This is a genomic window from Streptomyces sp. NPDC058877, from assembly GCF_042742855.1.
Taxonomy (GTDB): Bacteria; Actinomycetota; Actinomycetes; order Streptomycetales; family Streptomycetaceae; genus Streptomyces.
The window spans coordinates 1-6,400 of the sequence record NZ_JBHYMF010000292.1 but is presented as its reverse complement, the minus strand read 5'-3'; the positions used below and the strand labels follow the sequence as shown (position 1 = coordinate 6,400).

Sequence of the window (6,400 nt, the reverse complement as noted above, 5' to 3'; positions counted from 1 at the left end):
TCTTACGAATGACCAGCTCAGACCCACATCAAGAAGGTAGGACTCCATGATCGGGTGAACCGTGCCTGCCCTGCTGCCAGCGCCTACTGGCGGACACCCTAAGGAACCGGATGGTTCGGTATTAAAGACCGAGGAGGGGCGACCTCGCATCCCCTGCCCGGTATGAGCCAGTCCACAACGACCTGGCGTGCTCGACGCCCCCCGGGGGCAGGCCCGTCGAGTCACTCGGCGAAGCGTCCGAGGTCTTCCTTCTTCGAGGGGCGGAGCGCGAGCGTCAGACGCGCCGAGGTCCACCCGGCGCCGGGGGTCGGACGACTCGACACCCCGCCCGCCCTCCGCGGTGACGGAGAGGGGCGGCTTACGGCCCCGTGTACATATCGCGCCGAACGCAACGCAGATCCCGACGTCCAAAGTCTTTACGGCCCTCAACGACTGCACTAACTTGCCGAAAGATTCAGCAACAAATTTCAGCCATCGGCGTTGGGACGGCGTCGAGGCTCTCTTCCGCCTGCCTTCCTGCCCCCGGGAGCCGCCATGTCCTCGACCACTCCTGTCCGCCCCAGAAGCAGGCGCCGGCTTGTCGCCCTCGCCGCCGCTGCCGTCCTGTCCGCCGCGCTCGCCGGTCCCGGCGCGCCCGATGTCCTCGTCGCCCCGGCCACGGCGGCCACGGGCGGGCAACTGGGCGCACACTACGACGCGACCGGCGCCAACATCGTGTTCCGTATCCACTCCTCGGCGGCCACCCGCATCGAGCTCAACCTCTACCGGACGGCGTCGGGCAGCCAGGAGGCCGCGGCCCTCACGCTCACCAAGGACTCCGCGACCGACGTCTGGTCCGTGACCGTGCCGGTGACCACGATCCAGGGGCAGTACGGCATCACGGGTCCGGTCTACTACGGCTACCGGGCCTGGGGGCCGAACTGGCCCTACGGCTCAGCGTGGGCGAAGGGATCGAGTGCCGGGTTCGTCTCGGACGTGGACGGTGCGGGCAACCGATTCAACCCGAACAAGCTGCTGACCGATCCGTACGCGCTGGAGCTCAGTCATGACCCGTTCACCCCGGGCGGACCGTCGAGGAGCGTCTACGGCACTGGCCCGTCGTACCGCGCGGTCGACAACGGGACGCAGGCGCCCAAGGGCATCGTGCTGCCGGACGACACGACGAACACGGGCGGCAAACCGACCCGGGCACTGAAGGACGACATCGTCTACGAGGTGCACGTCAAGGGCCTGACCAAGAACGACCCCGCCGTTCCGGCTGCCTATCAGGGCACGTACAAGGGCGCCGGGATGAAGGCCGCGGATCTCGCGGCGCTCGGGGTCACCGCGGTGGAGTTCCTGCCCGTCCAGGAGACGCAGAACGACACCAACGACGCCGACCCCACCGGCACCGCGGGGGACAACTACTGGGGCTACGAGACGCTGAACTTCTTCGCCCCGGACCGCCGTTACGCCGCCGACAAGAGCGCCGGCGGCCCGACACGCGAGTTCAAGGAGATGGTGAAGGCGTACCACGACGCCGGCATCAAGGTCTTCACGGACGTGGTCTACAACCACGCCGCCGAGGGCGGGCCGTGGAACGCCGGCGACAAGAACACCTACAGCCTGTACAACATGCGCGGCCTGGACAACCCCACCTACTACTCGCTGACCAGCGACAGGCAGGCGTCCTGGGACAACACCGGCGTCAACGGCAACCTCAACACCTACAACCCGGTCACCCGGAACCTGATCACCGACTCCCTCGCGCACTGGAAGGACGCCCTCGGCGTCGACGGGTTCCGCTTCGACCTCGCGCCCGTCCTGGGCAACACCTGCGAGCACGGCTGCTTCCAGTACAGCCGTACCGACCCGAACACGGCCCTGAACCGGATCACCGCCCTGATGCCTCCCCGGCCCGCGGGCGGCGGGGCCGGCACCGACTGGATCGCCGAGCCCTGGGCGCTGGGCAGCGGCACCTACCAGGTCGGCAACTTCCCCGCCGGCTGGTCCGAGTGGAACGACAAGTTCCGCGACACCGTGCGTCGCGACCAGAACGCCATGGGCAGCGAGAACGTCACCCCCAGCGACCTCGCCACCCGCTTCGCCGGTTCCTCCGACCTCTACCAGTCGAGTGGCCGGGCCCCGTGGAACTCGGTCAACTTCGTCGTCGCGCACGACGGCTTCACCCTCGGTGATCTCTACCGCTGCAACACCAAGAACAACAGCCAGTCCTGGCCCTACGGCCCGTCCGACGGCGGATCGGACTACAACCTGTCCTGGGACCAGGGCGGCAACCAGGCGGACCAGCGCAAGGCGGCCCGCAACGGCCTCGCCCTCCTGATGCTGTCGGCCGGCACGCCGATGATGACCGGCGGCGACGAGTACCTGCGCTCGGTCAACTGCAACAACAACCCCTACAACCTGGACTCCTCCGCCAACTGGCTCACCACGTCCTGGAGCGCCGACCAGTCCACGTTCCGGAGCTACGCGCAGCGACTGATCGCGTTCCGCAAGGCCCACCCGGCCCTGCGCCCGGCGAACTTCTACAGCGCCTCCGACGGCAACGGCAACGGCATGGGGCAGCTCGACTGGTTCACCCCCGCCGGCAGCGCCCCCGACGGCGCCTACTGGGGCAACGCGAACAACCACGCCCTCGCCTGGCGCTACGACGGCACCGAACTCGGCGACCCGAACAGCGCGCTCTACGTCGGCTACAACGGCTGGTCCGGAGACGTCGACTTCACCCTCCCCTCCCCCGGCGCGGGCAAGAACTGGTACCGCGTCACCGACACCTCCACCTGGGCCGAGGGTGCGAACCAGGTCGCCCAGCCGGGCAGCGAGGCCCTGATCGGCGGCGCCGGGACCGTCTACCGCGTGCACGGCCGCGCCACCCTGCTGCTGATCGCCAAGTAGCATCCGGACCCCCGGCCTCCCTCCCCCAGCAGCCTCGTCGCTGCCCCAGAGCCGCGGGGCAGCGGCGGGGCGCGGTACGCCGCGCCGGAATCCCGGCCGGCGTACCGCCCCGTCATGCACCGAATCGAGCCGCGGTCCCCGCCGCGCGCTCCCACCTCAGGAGCCGCCATCGTGACCACCCTGCCCCACCGCCCCCCACCCCCGAGACGCGGGAAGACCCGCCCGCTGGCCGGACTCGGCCTGCTGGCCGCGCTGCTCGGCCTGCTGGCGGCGCTGCTGCCGGCGATGGCCGCGCACGCGGCGACGACCGCCACCGTGTACTACAAGCCGGCCGCGAGCTGGACCACGGTCGACATCCACTACGCCCCGACCGGCGGCAGCTGGACCACCGCCCCCGGTGTGCCCATGACGGCGGCCTGTGCCGGCTGGTACCAGAAGACGATCGACCTGGGTACGGCCTCCGGCCTGGCCGTCACCTTCAACAACGGCTCCGGCACATGGGACAACCACGGCGGCGCCAACTACCAGCTCGGCAGCGGGATCTCGGCCGTCGACAACGGCGCCGTGACCACCACCGACCCGTGCGCCGCCGCCGAACCGACCTCCGCGACCGTGTACTACTACACGCCGACGCGGAACTGGTCGGCGTACTACCTGCACTGGGCAACCGCCGGCGGCAGCTGGACCACCACCCCGGGCACCCAAATGACCGCCGCCTGCACTGACTGGGTGAAGCTGACCGTCGACCTGGGCACCGCCACCAGCTGGCAGGGCACCTTCACCAACGGCTCCGGCACCTGGGACAACAACAACGGCGCCAACTATCAGCTCGGCACCGGCTCGATCACCGTCAGGTACGGCGTGATAACCCACAGTGACCCGTGCGGATCGACGCAGCCCCCGGAGGGCACCGCGGCGACCGTCTGGTACTCCACCGCCATGGTCGGGTGGACGACCGTCAACCTGCACTGGGCGCCCACCGGCGGCAGCTGGACCACCGCCCCGGGCGTCGGCATGGAGCCGGCCTGCACCGGCTGGGTGAAGCAGACCGTCGACATCGGCGCCGCCACGACCTGGCAGGCCACCTTCAACAACGGCAACGGCGTCTGGGACAACAACAGCAGCGCCAACTACCAGCTCGACACCGGGAATTCCAAGGTCGAGGACGGGGTCGTGACGGCGAGCGCCACCGACCCGTGCGCGGCCGTGGAGCCGGACACCACGGCTTCCACCGTGCCCACGGGCCTGGACGCGAGCGTCACCGACACGTCCGTGGTGCTCACCTGGAACGCTTCCACCGACAACGAGGGCGTCACCGGCTACCAGGTCACCCGCACCGGCGGCAGCGGCACGTCGGTGGCCAACACCTCCTCCACCGTCCTGTCCGTCACCGGCCTGGAGGCGAACACCTCGTACTGCTGGATCGTCAAAGCCCTGGACGCGGCCGGCAACCTCTCCGCCGCGAGCGCGCAGAAGTGCGCCACGACCGGCGACGCCCCGGCGACCACCCCCGGCACCCCGCTCGGCGGCGACCCCCGCAAGGACCCGATCTACTTCGTCCTCACCGCCCGCTTCAACGACGGCGACAGCTCCAACAACCGCGGCGGCGGCCAGCACACGAAGTCCGGCAACGCGGCCAACGACGACCCCATGTTCCGCGGCGACTTCAAGGGCCTCGTCCAGAAGCTCGACTACATCAAGGGTCTCGGCTTCTCGGCCGTCTGGATCACCCCGGTCGTCCTCAACCGCTCCGACTACGACTACCACGGCTACCACGGCTACGACTTCTACAAGGTCGACGCCCGCCTGGAGTCCGCCGGCGCCTCGTACCAGGACCTGATCAACGCCGCTCACGCCAAGGGCATGAAGATCTACCAGGACGTGGTCTACAACCACTCCTCCCGCTGGGGCACCATGAGCCTGTTCACACCGAAGGTGTACGGCGTCCGCGACTCCCAGTGGAGCTGGTACTACGACCAGCCGAACGCGGGCTTCGAGTACGACGGGCTGACCGTCGAGCCGGTCTCGGGCAAGTCCTACTACACCGGCGACCTGTGGTCGACGGCCGAGCCCACCGGCAACACCTGTCTCAACTGGGGTGTTCCGACAGGCGCCAAGAGCCCCGAGGGCTACACGATCTACAACTGCCAGTGGCCCAGCCCCACCTCGAAGATGTTCCCGTCGACGTACTACCACCAGTGCTGGCTCGGCAACTGGGAGGGCGAGGACTCGCGTTCCTGCTGGCTGCATGACGACCTCGCCGACTTCAACACCGAGAGCACCCCGGTCCAGAACTACCTGATCGGCGCCTACAACAAGTACATCGACATGGGCGTCGACGGCTTCCGGATCGACACCGCCGTCCACATCCCGCGCACCACCTGGAACCGCCGCTTCCTGCCCGCCATCCAGGACCGCGTCACGAGCAGGTTCGGCGCCCAGAAGGCGAAGGACTTCTTCGTCTTCGGCGAAGTCGGGGCCTTCGTCAACGACAAGTGGAACCGCGGCTCGGTCAACCACTCCGCGCAGTTCTTCACCTGGAAGGAACGCAAGGAGTACGACGTCGACGATGCCAAGGCCGCGCTGGAGATGTACGACTACGAGCAGCAGCAGGGCACCGGAAACCAGCCCACCTCCAACAACGCTTTCCTCGCCGGAAACAGCTACCACGCCCCCGACCACAGCCGGTTCAGCGGCATGAACATCATCGACATGCGCATGCACATGAACTTCGGCTACGCGTCCAACGCCTACAACAACGGCAAGGACTCCGACGACTCCACCAACGACGCCACCTACAACGTCGTCTACGTCGACAGCCACGACTACGGACCCAACAAGTCCAAGGAGCGCTACACCGGCGGCACCGATGCCTGGGCCGAGAACATGTCCCTGATGTGGACCTTCCGCGGCATCCCCACCCTCTACTACGGCTCCGAAATCGAGTTCCAGGCCGGCAAGGAGATCGACTGCGGACCCACCTGCCCGCTGGCCACCACGGGCCGCGCCTACTACGGCGACAAGATCGCGGGTGACGTCACGGCGAGCGACTTCTCCAAGGTCTCCAGCGCCAGCGGTACCGTGGCGACGACCCTTCAGCAGCCCCTGGTCAAGCACGTCCAGCGGCTCAACGAGATCCGCCGGGCCATCCCCGCCCTGCAGATGGGTCAGTACTCCACCGAGGGCGTCAGCGGCGACATGGCCTTCAAGCGCCGCTACACCGACACCACCTCCGGCGTCGACAGTTACGCCCTGGTCTCCGTCGGCAACGGCGCCACCTTCACCGGCATCCTCAACGGCACCTACAAGGAGGCCGTCACCGGCCAGACCGTCACCGTCACCAACGGCATCCTCAACGCCCCCGCCTCCGGCAAGGGCAATCTGCGTGTCTACGTCCTCGACCTCGGCGGCAGCAACAACGCCCCGGGCAAGATCGGCACGGACGGGCCCTACCTGAAGTAACCACAGCGGCGACGCGGCGAACGTCCGCGTCGCCGCTGCCTCG

At 68.4% G+C, this 6,400-nt stretch carries 2 protein-coding genes; both read left to right on the top strand.

All coding sequences use genetic code 11. From position 1 onward, the window contains the following. Nucleotides 1-534: 534 nt before the first annotated feature. On the top strand, nucleotides 535-2,895 hold the full coding sequence (locus ACFW2Y_RS34085) for a glycogen debranching protein (RefSeq protein WP_384887121.1): 2,361 nt from the start codon (nucleotides 535-537) through the stop codon (nucleotides 2,893-2,895). Between the two features lie 171 nt (nucleotides 2,896-3,066). Continuing rightward, a complete protein-coding gene (locus ACFW2Y_RS34080) occupies nucleotides 3,067-6,357 on the top strand; it encodes a carbohydrate binding domain-containing protein (RefSeq protein WP_384887118.1) in 3,291 nt (1,096 codons plus the stop codon). Nucleotides 6,358-6,400 lie beyond the last annotated feature (43 nt).

What these genes read in the sequence shown, in the direction of transcription:
- ACFW2Y_RS34085 (WP_384887121.1), top strand. Translation starts at nt 535, where the DNA reads ATGTCCTCGACCACTCCTGTCCGCCCCAGAAGCAGGCGCCGGCTTGTC.